The following is a 15,991-nucleotide window of genomic DNA, read 5'->3' as shown; positions in this document are numbered from 1 at the left end:
AGGCCGAAGGCGTCCCGTGCGGTCTCCTGGAGGGCGAGGGCCCCGGGGTCTTCGTCGTTGGAGGTCATCGCCCAGGTGGCGACCACCTGGTTCACGGCGCCGGGGTGAGCGCGCGTTCGCGTCCTCACCCCAATGCCAGTGCAACGGGGAAACCTCGATCGGAACGCCGCCACACGGAGTAGCGGGTGCTACCAGGCGATGAGGATGTAGCCGTCGCCCCCACTGGCCGCGTCGGACGGGTTCCGGGCACCGGCCCCGCCGGCGCCGGGGACGTCGTCCACACCCGGCGGGTTCTCGCCGCCGTGGCCGCCCGAGCCGCCGTCGCCGCCGTCGGTGCCATCGCTGCCGGAGCCGCCCCGCCCGGCACCGGGCGGCAGGGTGACGCCAGGCGGCAGGGCGACCGTCGGGACACCGCCCGCACCACCGGCGGTGCCGCCCTGGCCGCCACGGGAGCTGTTGCCACCGCTCCCCGGGCGCCCTCCGGGGGGAAGAGCGTTGGCGCCGTGTCCGCCGGGAGAGGCGTCGGAACTGGCCGCACCGGCCTGGCCGGAGCCCCCGTAGCCGCCCGGCGCCACACTGACCGAGACCGTGTTCCTGCCGCAGGTCTTCGGGGATGCCCTGAACGCGGCGCCGCTCCCACCCCGGCCGCCCGGACCGCCCGCGGCTCCGGTACCACCGCTGCCTCCCGCGCCGCCGAGCGAGCCGGTGGACGCCTCCCCGCCCCGGCCGCCCCGGCCCGCACCGGCCGGCTCACCGGGGAACCCGGTGTGGCCGCCGCCGAAGAGGAGTTCGACGGAGCGGTCGCCCGCGCGGACGTAGGTGTAGCTGCCGTCCGGACTGAAGAGGCTGGCGCCGCTGCCCGGGGTGCCCGCGGCACCGGGCTTGGCGGGCCGCGCGGTGGCACCCTCCCGACCGCCGGCACCCCCGGTGCCACCCTGGGAGTTGTTCCTCCTCGGCGCACCGCCCTTGCCGACCGTGACCGAGAGGACCGTTCCGGGAGTGACCGACACGGCGCAGGTCACGAACACCCCCGCGCCACCGCCACCGCCACCTCCTCCCCCTCCGCCACCCGCTCCGCCGCCCCCGCCGCCGCCCGTGGCCTGGCCCAGGAAGGTCCAGTTCCCGCCACCGCCACCGCCGCCCCCACCGCCGCCTCCGCCCCCGGCCGCTCCACCACCGCCGGAGCCGAGCGCGTACAGGGTCATGGTGCTGACGCCCTCCGGCACGGTGAACGAGTACTTTCCGGCCTGGAGGTACGCCTGTTGGCCGTGGGGCTGATCGGCCGCTGCCCGAAGCCCGGCCATGCCGGCCTCGGCGTGAGCGGGGGCAGCGGTCGCGCCCAGGACACAGCACAGTGCGGCGGACACGCACAGCAGGGACCGGCGGCGGGCGCGCCCGGAGGCGGGTCCACCACCCGAAGCCGACACCGGCGACGACACGAGGAACCCGCCGGGGCGGGAACCGAGGGGACCATGGAGTCTCATGGCTTCATCGTGTGCCAACTCCGATGGCACCGCTGCGCTTTCGATGCGAACTACCTCGTTCGGGTGGGTCGTTCCAATGGGTCGGTCACCGGGCGGAGCTCCCCACCCGCCGGCGGTGGCACGGTGCGGGCCGCGGGGTCGCTGCCCCGGGCCCGCGCCACCCAAGCGGGAGGCCCGGCCGGCGGCGCACCCTGGGATCAGGCGACTGTCACCTGCGGGAATCCGGGGCAGGCGCTCGCAGCGAGGCCAGGCTGAAGTCCACGTTGTAGTCCCCGGTCAGGGAGGTCAGGCCCGAGGTCTCGCAGTCGCCGGTGAATCCGGTCGGGGTGAAGTTTCCCTGGAAGTTGTTGAGCCCCAGGAGGCTGCTGGTCGCGTCCGTGATGCCGGTCTCGTCGTTGGCCAGCTCGTTGACGGTCGCGCTGCCCTTCTCGCCGCCCTGGTAGGAGACCGTCGTGGTGCCGAGGTACTCCTTGTTCTTGTCGTACCAGGTGAACGTCGCCGTCCCGGAGAAGGGATGGTAGGTGTTGCAGGACAGCGCGGCGCCACTGCCTGACGAGGTGATCGTGCCGTGGTCGATGACCGTTTCAGATCCGTCCTTGCTGTAACACAGGTCGAATTTGCCGCTGAGGGTGAACGAGTTGGCGGCGACCGTGTCGGTCAGCGGGTCCGCGAACGTCAACGTCGCCGGCCCCTGACAGGTCAGGTTGTCCAACAGCTCCGTCGCGTGTGCGGACCCGGCGCCGCCCGGAACCGCCACCGCCAGCAACCCGCCTGCGACAGCCGCGGCCATGAAATGTCTCACATGCCTCACTGGTTCTTCCTTCTTTCTGTTCGTCGGCATCACGCCGTACTGCCAGGAATAGCCCTGCACTTGAGCAGCCGCCACCCGTGTGCCGCCGCCCCACTCCACGCCTCACCCGGACAGGCCCGACCAAGCGGCGGAAGAGACGAGACCGGCCGATGCCCTCGTCACCACTTGACCGTTCGCTCGCACACGAGAGCCCGGCGGACCTTGCACCGCCCCACCGGGGCCACCCGCTCCACGCCGTTGCCGCCACCATGCGGTCTACTCGGCGAACTCAACCGGTGAACACCGCACTCACGACGTCGGACGTGAACCGCTACAGGCTCCACATCCAGTCGGCGCCAAGGGAGTTCCCGATGGCGGCCGTGGCCGGCGCCGGGAGCAGCGGGCGACGGCACAGGGGAGCCGTGCCCGCGGGACCGCTGGGGTTCCCGTTCGCGCCACGCCGCAGGGCGTGCGTCGGGGGATTCCGGCTGTGACGATGGCTCCACAAGCCGGACCCAGGAACGGATGAACGCCTCGGTTCACGTGACGCGGCGTACGGCAGGTCGGCGTCCGCTGATGCGACGTGTGGCGGTGCCTCTCGGGGCGGTCGCCCTCGTTGTGGCGCTGGCGGGTCCGCGTCCGCAGCGGAACCGGCGAGTGACCGGGGGGAGATCGCCACTGAGCTTCCCCCGTTGTGCGGGAGGTGTTGATTACCTGGTCAGGACGGGTGTGGGTGGTTCGAGGGTCACTGGTTCGGCCGTCGCCTGGTCGGCGTAGTACTTCGCCTCGTACTCGTCGGGGCTGAGCCAGTCGAGGCGCTTTTGGATACGGCGGGTGTTGTAGAAGCCGTCGATGTAGGCGAACAGGGCCAGGTCGGCGTCAGTGCGGGTCGCGAAGGTCGTGCGGCGCACGCACTCGGTCTTCAGGACGCTCCAGAAGTTCTCTGCCAGCGCATTGTCGAACGAGTCGCCGATGGTGCCCATGCTCGGCTCGATTCCCGCCTTCAGCAGGCGGGTTGTGAGCTTGATGGACGTGTACTGACGCCCGTGGTCGCTGTGATGGATCAGCGTTCCGGGCTCGACGGGCCGGCCGTGCAGGGCATACTCCAGGGCGGTGAGGACCAGGTCGGCGTCCGCCCGCTCCGAGGCATGCCAGCCGACAATCCTTCGGGAGAAGGCGTCACGGATCGTGGCCAGCCAGCAGGGGCCCTCGTCGGTGGGGATCAGCGAGATGTCGGCGACCCACAGCCGGTTCGGGGCGCCGGCGGTGAAGTCGCGCTGGACCAGGTCGGGAGCGAGGCCCGCGGCAGGGTCGCGTCGGGTGAAGGAGCGGGGCCGGCGCGGGCTCACGCCTTGGAGGCCGGCCTGGCGCATCAGGCGTTCGACCCGCTTGCGGCCGACGTGGGTGCCCTCGCGCCGTAGGACGGCGTGGACGCGTGGGGAGCCGTAGGTGTTGTCGGAGTCCGCGTGGATGCGGCGGATGTGTTCGGTCAGTTCGGCGTCGTGGCGTCTGCGCTCGCAGGGCTCGTGGACGTCGCGGCGCCAGCGGTAGTAGGTGGAGGCGGGGATGTGCAGTTCCCGGAGGACGGGCTCGGCCCCGAAGCGGTCCTGGTGCTCGTCGATGAGCTTCAGTACCGTCGCCGGGTCGGGTCGAGCTCCTGGGCGAAAAAAGCCGAGGCGGCCTTGAGGATCTCGCAGGACCGGCGGAGCTCGGCGTTCTCCTTGCGCAGAGCGGCCAGTTCCTCCTTCTCGACAGTGGTCAGCCGGTCGTCGCGCTCACCCCGATCCGCCTCGTCCTGGCGGATCCAGTTGCGCAGGGCCTCATGGTGAACCCCGAGCTCGCGGGCCATCTGACGGATCACGGGCTTCGGATCGGCCGCCCGGTATGCGGCAACAGCCCGCTGCCGCAACTCGGGCGGGTACTTCCAATGCCACGTAGTTAACGGCTGGTTGAGCCGGTCAAGACCACATCCGGGTGATGTCCCAGCCCGCCGACGGCAGCGGCGGAGATCATGAGGGCGGGACCCCGGGTATGGCCAGGAAGCCGACCAAGGTCTTCCTGCTCGAAGGGGTCCCGTTGTCCGATGATTGCGCCACTGTCGTGCTTGAACGCACCGGGCAGTGCCCGCGCATCGGCCAGCTATCCGACGACCTCGGTCACGGTGCTGTCGGTGGAGCCCAGTGAGCCGCTCGCGCCAGTGCCACCGTCTCCATCGGGCAGTGCCCGGGCTGAGCACGGCACTACCGAATTCCTCGCCGAGGACATCAATGGTCTCGGATCCGTCCACTCCCGCCAGGCGGCTGCTGGAGTGGCGGTGCTGACGGGGCATGTACGGCACGTATCGTTACGGATTCGGCCGTCAACACGGCAGCTCTCGGCGGAACGGCCTCGGCATCCCCCCGGCGCGCACCGGGTCACTGAGTGACCTGCGGCCCTTCACGCCCAACCTGCCCGGGCCGTGGGAGCTCAGCCGTTCACAGGTGCCACGTCGCCTGCCGATGACCCAGAGGGGCGCGTGCCCGAGAAGGAGCGTGAAGCGCGGTGCTGGTGTTCTCGATCCGTGACTACCCGGCCGAACCGGGCGAACTCGTCGAGTTCCGGGCGTCCGCGTCACCGGCCGACGGGCTCGACCATCCCGTCGGCGCCTCCGACGTCCAGACCACCCACATCCGGCGCCACCTCGCCGAACGGTCGGAGGGACACGGCTGGCTGGCCACCTTCTTCGACCTGCCGGGACGGCTCGACGCGCCCGCGCTCGCCCGGGCCTGGCAGGCGTGGCTGCGCCGGCACGACGCCCTGCGGACCTGGTTCACGGCCGACGGCCCCGACCTGAGGCGCCGCCTGCTGCCGCCGCACGCGGTGACCGTCCGCCCGGTCGGGCTCGGCGTCCGCGACACCGGGGAAGCCGTCCGGGCGTGGATGCGCGAACGCTTCGCCGAAGCGATCAGCCCCGTCGGCTGGCCCGGCTTCGTGGCCGGCGCCGTGGTGCGCCCCGAGAAGTCCACGGTGTTCTTCGCCGTCGACCACGCGCACACCGACGGCTGCTCGCTGGCCCGGGTGTTCTCCGAGATCCGCGCGCTCTACGCGGCCGAGACGGGCGGTGCGCCCGCCAGACTGCCCGAGACCGGCAGCCATCTCGACTACTGCCTGGCCGAGGCCGGCCGCAACGCCACGCTGGACCCGGACCACCCCGCCGCCACCCGCTGGCTGGACTTCCTGGACCGGGGACTGCCCGCCGGCTTCGGCCTCCCCCTGGGCACCGACCCCGGACGCAGGTACCCGTCCGTGTTCGAGACCATCGACCTGTTCGATCCCGCACAGGCCGACGCGTTCGCCGGTGCCTGCCGCCGACAGGGCACCGGCTTCGCCGCCGGGTCCATCGCCGCGCTCGCCGTCGCCGAGCACGCACTCACCGGCGTCCCGCGCTACCGGCGCCTGATGGTCGCCCACACCCGCGGCGAGCGGCGCTGGCACGCGGCGCAGGGCTGGTTCGTCAACCTGGTGCCCGTGGACTTCCAGGTCCTGCCCGGCCGGCCCCTCGCCGCCACCGCGGCCGCCACCCACCGCGCGCTGGGCCACGCCCAGGCCATGGCCGAGGTGTCACCCGCCCGCGTGCTCGAACTGCACCCGGGCGTCGCCCCCGCCCTCGGGACCACGGCGCCACCGGTGCTCTCCTACGTCGACCTGCGGCACACCCCGGGCTCCCGGCAGTGGACCGCCGCCAGGTTCGGCGTCCTCGGCTCCGGGGCGCCGGTCAGCGGGGTGTCCATCTGGCTGTGGCGGCTGTGGCAGGGGCTGCGTCTGACCGTCAGCTATCCCGACAACCCGATCGCTCGCGACAGCGTCCACCGCTACCTCCAGCAGCTGCGCCTGGTCCTGCGGAGCACCGCCCCCGACACACCGGACGCCCCGCCACGTGGTCCGGGAGTCCCCCGCGAGTCCCGGACGGAGTCGCTGGCGGAGTCGTCCTCGACCAGCGGGGTGTGAGCATGCACGTCATCGACGTCGACGACTACCGGCCGCCCCCGGGACGGCTGTTCGCCCTGACGCCGACGGCCGCGATGCTCTCCGCGGCGGCGCGCGCCCCGGCGACCGGCGACCCGCTGAGCGCCAACGAGGAGTTCCACCTCGCAGCGGCCCTGCAGCGCCCGCAGGCCCGCAGCTGGCTCGCCTGCGCCTTCGACCTGCCGTTCCGGGCCGACCCCGCCGTGCTGCGCGACGGGCTGACCACCTTCGCCCGCTGCCACCCGACCCTGCGCACCGGACTGCGTACGGGGCCGGACGGCCGGGCGGAACGGTTCGCCGTCCCCGCGGACGCTCCCGGATTCACCATCGCCGAGGTCGGCGGTGCACAGACCCCCGACGGCCTCCGGAAGCGGCTCACCGCACTCCTCGACCGGGCCTGCCGGCCGCTGGCCTGGCCCTCGTACGCGTTCGCCGCCGTCCTCCGCGAGGCGGGCACCACCGTCGTGTGCGGGTTCGACCACTGCCACACCGACGCCCACTCCCTGGCGATCGCCGCCGAGGAGCTCACCGGGATCCTCACCGCTCCCACCCGTCCCCGCGGGTCCCGCCCCGCGCCGGCCGCCGACCGCGCGACCCGCCCCACGGACAGCGCGTCGGAACCCGGAGACCCCGACCGCAGCCGCGCCCTGGAGGTGTGGGAGCGGTTCCTCGCCGACGGCGACGGCGACCTGCCGACGTTCCCGCTTCCGCTCGGAACGGCCCCGGGCGGCAGCGCCCCGCCCCGGCACGGCGACCACCGCCGTCTCCTGGACGCCGCCGGGACGGCGTTGCTCGAACAGCACTGCCGTCAGGCCGACGGCACCCTCTTCACGGGCCTGCTGGCCGCGACGGCGCTGGCGCTCCGCGAGCTGGGCGCACCACCGCCGCTCCGGCTGCTGGTGCCCCTGCACACCCGGCAGCGACCACAACTGGCCCGCGCGATCGGCTGGTTCACCACCGTCGCGCCGCTGACACTCGACCCCGCGGGTGCCGCCACCCTCGCCGCCGCACTCCCCGCGGCCCGGGCCGCGTTCCGCCGCTCCCGGGAAACGGCCCGACTACCCCTCGCCGCCACGGTCACCGCCCTGGAAGGCCGGCTGCGGCCCACCGGCGGCGACCTCTTCATGCTCTCCTACCTCGACTACCGCACGGTCGGCACCATCGGCGAGCCGCCACGGGCACGCAACCCCCACCACATCAGCCGCGCCACCGCCGCCGACACCGTCCAGCTCTGGCTCTCCCGCACCCGCCACGGCCTGTTCGTACGCACCCGCCACCCGGGCACCGCCACCGCGGACCGCACCGTCGCCCGTTTCCTCCACGCGGTCCACCAGCACCTCACTGAAGCCATCGACGACATCCCCCGCACCCGACAGCCCATGGAAAGGCCGTTCACGGCGCCGGGGTGAACGCAAGTTCGCGCCGCCCTCACCCCAGTGCCGGCGCCACGGGGCAACCTCGATCGAAACGCCGCCACACGGGGTAGCAGGCACTACCAGGCGATGAGGATGCAGCCGCCGCCGGTCGCATCGGACGGGTTCCGAGCGTCGCACCCGCTGGCACCGGGGACATCGTCCTCTGCCCAGGGCAGTGAACGGTGTCCTCACGGGTCTTCTCCCTTTCCATCGGAGCCGTTCCGGCCGACCAGCCACGCCGACCGGCTCTGCTGCCACGCGGGAACGAACACCCGGCCTCGGCAAGGGAACTACCCCCTCCACACCATCGCGACGGGCCCCGCGCGACCGCACGCCCCGACCACGCCTCCAGCGCCGGACAGCACTCCGGCGGACTCGCGCTCGGCTACGGAACCACCCGGCCCACCGCCGACGGCGGCCTCATCCTGTGCGGCGTCCTGCCCGGCAGCCGCGACACCGACGCCCCTGAGTCATTCGAACGGCGCCGGTCGGTGGTGTCCCCGGTGGTACGGCGGGCGTTCATGGCGAACGCTGGGGGCATGCTGACCTACCTTGAACCCTCCACCGAGTCCGACCACCTTCCGGACGCGGAGACCGTTGCCGAGATCGAGGGCATCTTCTCCGAAGTCATCTACGCCCCAACCGCCTGCGCCAGCCCTGGCGAGGCCTGCGAAGTCGACGAGGACTGCTGCGGCACGATTACCCTGTGCGCCCTCGGCTTCTGCCTTCTCTGATGCTGCGGCCCGACGCGGTCGTGGCCGAACTCGGCGGCGGCGCGGTCCTGTTGGGCACCGCACACCCCGCCGCCGCCTACCTCGGCCCGACCGCCCTGGGCTGGCTGCGCGGCCGGCCCCCAGCCCCCGGACACCGTGACCAGCACAGCCGCTGCCTCACCCAATGGCACAACGCCGGCCTGGTCACCCTCCCCGGCACATCCGCGCCCACCGCACCCACCGATCTCCAGGACACGGCGACCACCCACGCCCAGGGCCTGCCCCACCCGATGCTGGTCATCGCGATGTCCGCCACCTGCGGCTACTGCACCCAACTGTCGGCCGACATCGCGGCCAACACCAACGCCCTGGACCGGCTCGACACCTCCGTCCTCCTCGTGGACGGCGAGAACACCCGCGCCCTCGGCGCACCCGTGCCCGCGCCCGTACGGGACGAACTCGCCCACCTGGCCCGCCAGGCCGCACGGCGAGGCACCCCCACCGCCGTACTCCTCACCCCCGGCCGACCGGCCGAGGTGCTCTCCGGCTTCCCCGACGTCAGCGCGGCCCTGGTCGCCCTCACCGGTGCCGACCCCCGCGCGACCGTCATCGAGACACCCACCAGCTGCTCCGTGAACCAGGCGACCCGCCCGGTGGACGCCCTGCTCACCGTCCGCCCCGGCGGCAGGCGGGTGGGCATCGCCGTACGCGGCGACGAGGCGCACCGCATCGTCCGGGAGACCACCGGCGCGAGGCCCGACGACGCCTACACCCCCGTCACCCTCACCGTCGAACGACCCGATGCCTTCCACCTGTTGTTCCGCGGCGGCGAACTCCTCACCCGTGCCCGCACCCCCGACGCCTTGCGCCGCACCCTCACCGACGTCCTCGCCGCCTACGCCCCCGCGCAGCCCGACGAGCTCCGGCTGCTGTGCGCGGCCGCCGACCACGCCGACGGCCACGCCGTCCTCCTCCCCCGCAACTGGATGTCCGACCTCGTCAAGAACGCCCGCCGGCTCGAACAGCACGGCTGGCACGTACGCCCCGAGCCCTACACGACCCTGCGCACCGACCCCGCCGACGGCGCCCCGCACCTGGTCCGACCCCGCCATCGCGGACCGGCCGCCCTGCCGGTCCGCGCCCTGCTGGCCGAAGCGCCGGGTACGGGCGGCGTACCGACGAGGACCCAGGTGCTCGCCCACGCCGTCAACTGGATCGCCCGCCCCACCACCCCCGATGCCGTGCACACCCTGGCCGCCTCGCTGCGGACGCTCCCCGTCCACGTCGGCACCTGGCAGGACGCCCTGGCCCACCTCGCGCCATCCTTCCGCCGGAAGCCCTGGCAAGAGCCCGAGAGCCGCCGTGGTCGACGGTCTCCGCCCACCGGACCGACTCGTTGACCAGGGCGAACCGCGGCTCGGCTCCCGCCCTCCTCACCATGTGACCTGAGACCGGACGGCGTGCCGTGATGCCGGACGTACGGACCGGCCGGGAGGAGTGTCCGTGAAGATCGTCGTCGACCTCAACCGCTGCCAGGGCTACGCGCAGTGCGCGTTCCTCGCGCCCCGGGTGTTCGAGCTGCACGGCGAGGAGGCCCTGATGTACACCCCGCAGCCCCCCGGCGGGCAGCGGGAGCGCGTCCTGCGGGCCGCTGCGGCGTGTCCGGTGCAGGCCATCCTGGTCGATGACCGTGCCGAGGCCGGGGCCGAGGAGGACAGCGAGAGCCGGGTCCCGGGCCGGGAGGGCCGGTCCGGTGTGCGGTGACCTCCGGAGCGGCCGGATCGTCGTCGTCGGCGCCTCGCTGGCCGGGCTGCGCGCCGCGGAGACGCTGCGCGACGAGGGCTTCGCCGGGCGGCTGACCGTGGTCGGCGAGGAGCGCCGACCGCCGTACGACCGTCCGCCGCTGTCCAAGCAGGTGCTGCTCGGGCGGGTGCGCGCCGGGGAGACCGCGCTGCCGCGCCGCCGCGAGGTGGACGCGGACTGGCGGCTCGGCGTCCGCGCGACCGGCGTGGACGGGGCGGCCAGGCAGGTGCTGCTCGCGACCGGCGAACGGCTGCCGTACGACCGGCTGCTGATCGCGACGGGCACCCGGGCCAGGCCGTGGCCGGACCCCGCGCAGGCCGCCCTCGACGGGGTGTTCACCCTGCGCACCGCCGACGACGCGGCCGGGCTGGCCGAGCGGCTGGCGGCCGGCCCGCGGCGGGTGCTGGTGATCGGTGCCGGGTTCACCGGCTCCGAGATCGCCTCCGCCTGCCGGGAACGCGGCGTGGCGGTGACGGTCGCGGAGCGCGGCCCCGCCCCGCTGGTCGGCGCCCTCGGCGGGGCCTTCGGCGCCTTCGCGGCCAGGGTCCAGCGCGCCCACGGGGTCGACCTGCGCTGCGGGGTGACCGTCACCGCGCTCCACGGCCGGGAGGGGCGGCTCACCGGCGCCGAGCTCTCCGACGGCAGCCGGATCGAGGCGGACGTCGCCGTGGTCGCCCTGGGGGCCGTGCGCAACACCGAGTGGCTGGCCGACTCCGGGCTCGCCGCCGGTCGGCGCGGCGTCGCCTGCGACGCCGGCTGCCGTGCCTTCGACATGTACGGGATCGTCACCGACGACGTCTTCGTCGCGGGTGATGTCGCCCGCTTCCCCCACCCGCTCTTCGAGTACCAGCTGCTCTCCCTCGAACACTGGGGCAACGCGGTCGCCCAGGCCGCGGTGGCGGCCCACAACATGGTCAACCCGGGGCCGCGCCGGCTGCCGCACCTGAGCGTGCCCGCCTTCTGGTCCAGCCAGTTCGGCCTCAACATCAAGTCCGTCGGCGTGCCGACCTTCTCCGACCACGTGGTGGTCGCCCAGGGCTCGCCGGAGGAGCGGCGGTTCGTCGCGGTCTACGGGTACCGGGGCCGGATCACGGCCGCTGTGAGCGTGAACCGGGCCAAGTGGCTGGAGCACTACCAGGGGCTGATCGAGACCGCCGCCCCGTTCCCGCCCGCCTGGGTCGGCGTGGAGCCACCGCCCTCCCGTACCCCCGTCCCGTCCGACGTGCCCGATCCGAAGGTGCTCTCGCACGGTCCCACCGTCGCGCTCACCGGTCACCTGCCCGACCGGCGGCTGACCTTTCGGCGCTGGGACGGCTGAGCACCGTCCCGGCGCCGCGGACCGCCGCCGCCACCCCCGAGGAGCCCGCCATGGCCACCACCGACACCCCCGGCAGCAGCACCGGATCCCCAGGCACGCTGTACCGCCGGATCACCGACTACGCCAACCGCGCCGACCCTTACCCCCTCTACGCCGAGTTGCGCGAGCACGGCGTGGCCCGCCAGGACGACGGCGGCTACCTGGTCGGCACCTACGACGAGGTCGCCGCGCTGCTCCACGACCCGCGGATCAGCTCCGACCGCCGCAACCGCACCGACCCGGACGAGGTGCCGGTCGTCCCGGTCGCCTTCATCGGCCGGGACGACCCCGAGCACGAACGGCTGCGCAACCTGGCCATGCGGCCCTTCGGCCCGCCGCACGCGCCCGGCCGGGTCGACGCCATGCACGACGAGATCACCGCGATCGCCGGGGAGTTGATCGACGGGCTGCGCGGCCGCGACCGGATCGACCTCGTCGAGGACTTCGCCTACCCGCTCCCCGTCACCGTGATCTGCCGGCTGCTCGGGGTGCCGCGCGAGGACGAACCCCGGTTCCACGCCTGGACCGAGACCCTGATCGAGGGCTTCGACCCCACCCCCGGCACCGACCCGGCCGAACGGCAGCGGGTGGCCCTCCAGGCCCGGACGGACATGGGGCTGTACCTCGGCGAACTCGCCGAGAGCCGCCGCGGCAGGCCCTCCGACGACATGCTCTCCGCCTTCGTCAACGACCCCGGCCCGGAGGGTGGCTTCACCCGGCCTGAGCTGATGGCCACCGCCGTCCTGCTGCTCATCGCCGGGCACGAGACGACCGTCAACCTGGTCACCAACAGCGTGCTCACCCTGCTGCGCCATCCCGAGGCCCTCCAAATGATGCGCGAACGGCCCGAGTTGATACCGGGCATGGTGGAGGAGGTGCTGCGCTACGAGCCCCCGGTCCAACTGCTGCCGCAGCGCACCGCGCTGACCGACGTCGACGTCGACGGCGTCACCATCCCCAAGGGCGCGCCGTTGGTCCTGGTCCTCGCCGCCGCCAACCGGGACCCGCGGCGGTTCCGCGACCCGGACCGCTTCGACCCGACCCGGAAGGACAACCAGCACCTCGGCTTCGGCAGCGGCGTGCACAGCTGCTTCGGCGCGCCGCTCGCCAGGGTCGAGGGGCAGATCGCCCTCACCGCGCTCGTCCGCCGCCTCGACGACCCCCGACTGCTCCAGGACCCGCCCGTGTACCGCCGCAGCCCGATCCTGCGCGGGCCCCGCCACCTGCCGCTGGCGGTCTCCGGCATCACGGACTGAGCGTGCCGCCCCAGCCGTCCGGGCGCCCTCAGTCCCGGGGGCCGGGCAGCGCGGCGTACGGGACGAAGGTGCTGGTGTGCTCGTCGACGGCCAGCGGTCGGCCGATGGCCGGGGCGGAGCGCTGCGGGCAGGCCGGGCGTTCGCAGACCTTGCAGCCGAGGCCGATCGGGGTGGCGGCCGCCTCGTCGCCGAGGTCCAGGCCCGCGGAGTAGACCAGTCGGCCGGCGTGCCGGATCTCGCAGCCGAGGCCGATGGCGAAGGTCTTGCCGGGGCGGCCCCAGCCGCCGGGCGAGCGGGTGACGGCGCGGGCGGTCCAGAGGTAGCGGCGGCCGTCCGGCATGGCGGCGACCTGGACGTGGACGCGCCCGGGGGCGGCGAAGGCGTCGTAGACGTTCCACAGCGGGCAGGTGCCGCCGGTGCGGGAGAAGTGGAAGGGCGTGGCGGACTGGCGCTTCGAGACGTTCCCGGCCCGGTCGACGCGTACGAAGGAGAACGGCACGCCGCGCAGGCCGGGGCGCTGGAGGGTGCTGAGCCGGTGGCAGACCGTCTCGTAGCCGACGCCGAAGTGGTCGGCGAGGTGCTCGATGTCGTAGCGGGCCGCCTCCGCCTGGGCGTGGAAGGCGGCATAGGGCAGAACGAGGGCGGCGGCGAAGTAGTTGGCCAGGCCGATGCGGGTGAGCGCGAAGGCGGTGGAGCCCTCCGGGCTGTCCTGGGAGGCGAGTTCGGACAGCAGGGGGTCGTGTTCCAGGTAGGCCAGCTGGGTGGCCATCCGGAAGGCCTGCTGGCCGGGGCGCAGCCGGTCGGACAGCCGGAGGGTCCGGGTCGGCTCGTCGTACTGGTGCAGTCGGCCGCCTCCGGTGGCGATCCGGACCCGGTGCCCGGTGGCGAGCCGTTCGGCCAGCACGGTCCGGACCTCCCCGCGCCGCAGGCCGATGGATGTCGCCAAGTCCTCGGCGGCCGTGTCGAGTTCGTGGAGGTAGTTCCGGCGGCGGTAGAAGAACTCGCGGACCTGCTCGTGCGGGGTGTGCGTGTCGACTCCGAGGCCGCGGTCTCCGGCGAGGACGGCGAGCTGCTCGGCGGCGTCCCGGCGGCCGCGGGCCAGGTCGCTCAACAGCCGTGCCACGGAGGGCAGTCGGGCGGCGAGCTCGTCGAGGTCCCCGCCGGTGATCCGGCCAGCCGTGACCTCCTCGCCGAGCGCGTCGCGCAGTTCGGCGGTGAGCCGGGCGCTGTCGGGCGGGGCGAAGTAGCCGGCCTCGACGCCGAAGGCCTCGGTGAGGCGCAGCAGGACGGGCACGGTGAGGGGCCGGGCGTCGTGCTCCAACTGGTTGACGTAGCTGGGCGAGAGGTCGAGCAGCCGGGCGAGGGCGGCCTGGCTGAGGCCGCGCTCCTCGCGCAGGCGGCGCAGCCTGGCACCGGCGAAGGCCTTTCCCATGGTGTCGTTCTCCCCGCTGTGCGCATCGGTCGATCCGGCGCGGGCAGCCTAGCCGCAGGGCAGCCGGTCAGGCCTTCGCAACCTTCGCGGATTCACCGGGGAGCGTTCGCAGAAGTTGGCCGCGGTCCACCGGTGACGGCGGCTCGGCGGGGGTGCCAGAGTCGGTGCTGCGGCCGGGAGGTGCGCAGGACAGCCGCAGAACACCAGGTCGCTCGCGGTCCGGTGGGCTGTCCGGGCCTCCACGTCCCGCGGTGCGCCACCGCAGCCCGGCACCGTCCGGCCGCCCACTCGCCCTCGCGGTGAGGTGCGTCACATCCTTCGCAACGAGCAAACGAGCACCCTGGGGAGCAGACCCATGACTCAGTCGGTCCGGCAGCAGCAGGAGCAGCAGGCGGCGGCGGAGCTCGCCGCCCGGTGGGCCTCCGACCCGCGGTGGGCGGGCATCGAGCGCACGTACACGGCGGCCGACGTCGTCCGGCTGTCCGGGACGGTGCGCGAGGAGCACACCCTGGCCCGGCGCGGCGCCGAGCGGCTGTGGCGGCAACTGCACGAGCAGGACTACGTCCACGCGCTCGGCGCGCTGACCGGCGGCCAGGCCGTGCAGATGGTGAAGGCCGGGCTGCAGGCGATCTACCTGTCCGGCTGGCAGGTCGCGGCCGACGCCAACCAGGCCGGGCAGACGTACCCGGACCAGAGCCTCTACCCCGCCAACTCCGTTCCCCAGGTGGTGCGTCGGATCAACAACGCGCTGCTGCGGGCGGACGGGATCGACGCGGCGGAGGGCAACGGCGGCCCGGACTGGCTGGTGCCGATCGTCGCCGACGCGGAGGCCGGCTTCGGCGGCCCGCTGAACGCCTTCGAGCTCACCAAGGGCATGATCGCGGCCGGCGCGGCGGGCATCCACTACGAGGACCAGCTGGCCTCCGAGAAGAAGTGCGGCCACCTGGGCGGCAAGGTGCTCGTCCCCACCGCCCAGCACATCCGTACCCTGAACGCCGCCCGCCTCGCGGCCGACATCGCCGACGTGCCGACCCTGATCGTCGCCCGCACCGACGCGCTCGCCGCCAACCTGCTGACCAGCGACGTGGACGAGCGCGACGCCCGGTTCTCCACCGGCGAGCGGACGGCCGAGGGCTTCTACCGGGTCGAGCCCGGCATGGGCCCGGTGATCTCGCGCGGCCTGGCCTTCGCCCCGTACGCGGACCTGCTCTGGGTGGAGACCGGCACCCCGGACCTGGAGCAGGCCCGGGAGTTCGCCGAGGCGGTCAAGGCCGAGCACCCGGACACGATGCTCGCCTACAACTGCTCGCCCTCCTTCAACTGGAAGGCCGCGCTGGACGACGACCAGATCGCCAAGTTCCAGCGGGAGTTGGGGGCGATGGGCTACCGCTTCCAGTTCATCACGCTGGCCGGCTTCCACGCGCTCAACCACTCGATGTTCCAGCTCGCCCGCGGCTACGCCGAGCACGGGATGACGGCCTACGTCGACCTCCAGGAGGCCGAGTTCGCGGCCGTGCCGGACGGCTACACCGCCGTGAAGCACCAGCGCGAGGTCGGCACCGGGTACTTCGACCTGGTCTCCACCGCGCTCAACCCGAACGCCGAGACGCTCGCCCTGACCGGCTCCACCGAGGCCGAGCAGTTCCACTGAGTCCGAAGGAGGCCGCCGGGCCCGAAGCGGGCCGCCGAGCCGGAAGGACAGCACCACCGAGCCACCCTGGCGGCCGCTTTGGGGA

13 protein-coding genes are annotated in these 15,991 nt (G+C 73.6%); 8 read left to right on the top strand and 5 right to left on the bottom strand.

From position 1 onward, the window contains the following. Positions 1–188: 188 nt before the first annotated feature. From ACLWS4_RS34430 to ACLWS4_RS34415, 4 genes are all read right to left on the bottom strand, one after another. Complete coding sequence (locus tag ACLWS4_RS34430; protein WP_416876194.1) at positions 189–1,367, bottom strand: hypothetical protein; 1,179 nt, start codon at positions 1,365–1,367, stop codon at positions 189–191. 325 nt (positions 1,368–1,692) lie between these two features. Beyond that, the gene (locus ACLWS4_RS34425) at positions 1,693–2,394 is read right to left on the bottom strand and encodes a hypothetical protein (RefSeq protein ID WP_416876193.1); all 702 of its coding nucleotides are present in this window, start codon (positions 2,392–2,394) and stop codon (positions 1,693–1,695) included. 590 nt (positions 2,395–2,984) lie between these two features. Continuing rightward, positions 2,985–3,896, bottom strand: coding sequence for an IS3 family transposase (locus ACLWS4_RS34420; protein WP_416876196.1), 912 nt, complete (start codon positions 3,894–3,896; stop codon positions 2,985–2,987). Between the two features lie 5 nt (positions 3,897–3,901). Continuing rightward, a complete protein-coding gene (locus ACLWS4_RS34415; protein ID WP_416876192.1) occupies positions 3,902–4,603 on the bottom strand; it encodes a transposase in 702 nt (233 codons plus the stop codon). A gap of 212 nt (positions 4,604–4,815) precedes the next feature. Between ACLWS4_RS34415 and ACLWS4_RS34410 the strand changes: the two genes are divergently transcribed. From ACLWS4_RS34410 to ACLWS4_RS34380, 7 genes are all read left to right on the top strand, one after another. After that, entirely contained in the window at positions 4,816–6,261 is a 1,446-nt protein-coding gene (locus tag ACLWS4_RS34410; protein ID WP_416876191.1) for a condensation domain-containing protein, read from the top strand. A 2-nt stretch (positions 6,262–6,263) separates the two neighbouring features. Then, positions 6,264–7,688: a condensation domain-containing protein gene (locus tag ACLWS4_RS34405; protein ID WP_416876190.1), complete on the top strand. Its 1,425-nt coding sequence runs from the start codon at positions 6,264–6,266 to the stop codon at positions 7,686–7,688. Positions 7,689–8,233: 545 nt separating this feature from the next. Then, on the top strand, positions 8,234–8,428 hold the full coding sequence (locus tag ACLWS4_RS34400) for a hypothetical protein (RefSeq protein ID WP_416876189.1): 195 nt from the start codon (positions 8,234–8,236) through the stop codon (positions 8,426–8,428). After that, positions 8,428–9,807 carry a hypothetical protein gene (locus tag ACLWS4_RS34395; RefSeq protein ID WP_416876188.1) on the top strand — a complete coding sequence of 460 codons (1,380 nt, stop codon included), beginning with the start codon at positions 8,428–8,430 and terminating at the stop codon, positions 9,805–9,807. Before ACLWS4_RS34400 ends, ACLWS4_RS34395 begins: the two co-directional genes overlap by 1 nt. A gap of 103 nt (positions 9,808–9,910) precedes the next feature. Then, entirely contained in the window at positions 9,911–10,171 is a 261-nt protein-coding gene (locus tag ACLWS4_RS34390) for a ferredoxin (protein ID WP_416876187.1), read from the top strand. Then, a complete protein-coding gene (locus ACLWS4_RS34385) occupies positions 10,161–11,528 on the top strand; it encodes an NAD(P)/FAD-dependent oxidoreductase (protein WP_416876186.1) in 1,368 nt (455 codons plus the stop codon). Before ACLWS4_RS34390 ends, ACLWS4_RS34385 begins: the two co-directional genes overlap by 11 nt. 50 nt (positions 11,529–11,578) lie before the next feature. Further along, entirely contained in the window at positions 11,579–12,823 is a 1,245-nt protein-coding gene (locus ACLWS4_RS34380) for a cytochrome P450 (RefSeq protein WP_416876185.1), read from the top strand. A gap of 28 nt (positions 12,824–12,851) precedes the next feature. On the opposite strand, the gene ACLWS4_RS34375 is transcribed toward ACLWS4_RS34380, so the two are convergent. After that, on the bottom strand, positions 12,852–14,255 hold the full coding sequence (locus tag ACLWS4_RS34375; RefSeq protein WP_416876184.1) for a short-chain fatty acyl-CoA regulator family protein: 1,404 nt from the start codon (positions 14,253–14,255) through the stop codon (positions 12,852–12,854). 355 nt (positions 14,256–14,610) lie between these two features. Between ACLWS4_RS34375 and aceA the strand changes: the two genes are divergently transcribed. Then, positions 14,611–15,906: an isocitrate lyase gene (aceA, locus tag ACLWS4_RS34370; RefSeq protein WP_416876183.1), complete on the top strand. Its 1,296-nt coding sequence runs from the start codon at positions 14,611–14,613 to the stop codon at positions 15,904–15,906. Positions 15,907–15,991: the final 85 nt, after the last annotated feature.

Source organism: Kitasatospora sp. SC0581 (genome assembly GCF_048159585.1).
Classification (GTDB): domain Bacteria; phylum Actinomycetota; class Actinomycetes; order Streptomycetales; family Streptomycetaceae; genus Kitasatospora.
This window is presented reverse-complemented; position numbering and strand designations above follow the sequence as displayed.

Excerpts from the sequence above, each read along its gene's own strand:
- ACLWS4_RS34395 (WP_416876188.1), top strand. The coding sequence starts at position 8,428 with ATGCTGCGGCCCGACGCGGTCGTGGCCGAACTCGGCGGCGGCGCGGTC.
- ACLWS4_RS34375 (WP_416876184.1), bottom strand. The coding sequence starts at position 14,255 with ATGGGAAAGGCCTTCGCCGGTGCCAGGCTGCGCCGCCTGCGCGAGGAG.
- ACLWS4_RS34405 (WP_416876190.1), top strand. The coding sequence starts at position 6,264 with ATGCACGTCATCGACGTCGACGACTACCGGCCGCCCCCGGGACGGCTG.
- aceA (WP_416876183.1), top strand. The coding sequence starts at position 14,611 with ATGACTCAGTCGGTCCGGCAGCAGCAGGAGCAGCAGGCGGCGGCGGAG.
- ACLWS4_RS34380 (WP_416876185.1), top strand. The coding sequence starts at position 11,579 with ATGGCCACCACCGACACCCCCGGCAGCAGCACCGGATCCCCAGGCACG.
- ACLWS4_RS34415 (WP_416876192.1), bottom strand. The coding sequence starts at position 4,603 with ATGCCCCGTCAGCACCGCCACTCCAGCAGCCGCCTGGCGGGAGTGGAC.
- ACLWS4_RS34400 (WP_416876189.1), top strand. The coding sequence starts at position 8,234 with ATGCTGACCTACCTTGAACCCTCCACCGAGTCCGACCACCTTCCGGAC.